We start from the raw sequence: 1,322 nt of genomic DNA, 5'->3' as shown, positions 1-1,322 counted from the left end.
GTATTGGCATGGGGGTGCGGGATGACTGGGCGGGCAAGGGGGTTGGCTCCGCACTGATGGCTGCGGCACTGGATCTGGCCGATAACTGGCTCAACCTGCACCGGATTGAGCTGACCGTCTATCCCGATAATGAAGCCGCGCAGGCGCTCTATCGCAAGTTCGGCTTTACCCCGGAGGGGCGGGCCCGCGATTTCGCTTTCCGGCAGGGGCGCTATGTGGATGCGATCTACATGGCGAGGATCCGCCCGTGATCGACTACCGCCGCCGTCTCATCCCTGTGCTGCGGGCGCTGGAGCGGGATCCGGATCTCTCCATCGAGGCGCTGGCGAGCCGTGCCTGCCTCTCCCTCTACCATTTTCACCGGGTGTTCACGGCCGTGGCAGGGGAGACGCCCGGGGAGATGTGTCGGCGGCTGCGGATGCAGCGAGCGGCCTGGCAGCTTTGCTACACAGACGCCAGCGTCACGGCCATTGCGCTGGGGGCGGGCTTTGCCAGCTCACAGGCGTTTGCCAAGGCATTTCGCCGCCATTACGGTTGCCCCCCTGGCGAGTTTCGTCGCGACAAGCGCAAGAATGGACACCTGGAGAGCAAGGATGGACACGCATGGGAGGGCTCGTCCCCTTATGCTGAAGGTCATTCATCAGCAAGGAGCAATACCATGAAAACTGTCGAGATGGACGCCCGCAGCCTGGCTTATATTCGTGTCACCGGCCCCTATGGCGAGGGATATGAACCGGTCTGCGGTCAACTGCATCAGTGGGCGAGTGCGCGGGGTCTGGCGCAGGGAGAGTGGATTTTCATCTATCACGATAACCCCGAGGTGACCCCGCCAGCCCAGTGTCGCACTGACATAGGTGTGACTGTGCCAGCGGGTACGGCGGGGATGGGGGCGGTCGAGATCCAGCTTATCCCCGCCGGTCGTTACGCCCAGTCCCGTTATCTAATTACCGACCGCAGTCAGTATGGGCCGCGTTGGCAGGAACATATCGGCGACATCGTTGCTGCCGGGCTGGAGTTTGGCAATGGCCCCTGTTTCGAGCTTTATCACAGCATGAGCGATGATCCCGTGCAGGACGATGTCAGTTTCTGTTCCTGCGTGCGTTAGCCATGTGGCAACCAGTGGCAATAAAACGAGGCGCCTGTAGGCGCCTCGTTTTATGTGGGATGGGTCACGTTGTCTCGGCAAAGCCGCTCCCGGGAGAGCAAGATGTCTGCTCGCATCAAGGCTGGTTGGGCACCTTGTCTCGCCGCGATTTCCACCACCAGCGCAGGCGGATCTGGGAGATCAACATGCCTGCCAGCATCAGGGCGCAGCCCGCTAT

Annotated in this window: 2 protein-coding genes and 1 pseudogene; 2 read left to right on the top strand and 1 reads right to left on the bottom strand. The window is 61.8% G+C overall.

Going from position 1 to position 1,322, the window contains the following annotated elements:
* Both AAC083_RS01425 and AAC083_RS01420 read left to right on the top strand, forming a co-directional pair.
* Window positions 1-251: GNAT family N-acetyltransferase (locus AAC083_RS01425; protein ID WP_146181776.1), on the top strand; the 251-nt coding region annotated here is incomplete at its 5' end.
* Window positions 248-1,105, top strand: coding sequence for an AraC family transcriptional regulator (locus AAC083_RS01420; protein WP_108537876.1), 858 nt, complete (start codon window positions 248-250; stop codon window positions 1,103-1,105). The genes AAC083_RS01425 and AAC083_RS01420, both read left to right, overlap by 4 nt.
* Before the next feature lie 115 nt (window positions 1,106-1,220).
* Here the strand turns inward: AAC083_RS01420 and AAC083_RS22745 are convergent.
* A pseudogene (locus tag AAC083_RS22745) lies at window positions 1,221-1,322 on the bottom strand (EamA family transporter); the annotation flags it as partial.

Origin of the sequence: Aeromonas sp. HMWF014, assembly GCF_963878295.1 — a bacterium.
In the GTDB taxonomy this organism is placed as follows: Bacteria; Pseudomonadota; Gammaproteobacteria; order Enterobacterales; family Aeromonadaceae; genus Aeromonas; species Aeromonas popoffii.
This window is presented reverse-complemented; position numbering and strand designations above follow the sequence as displayed.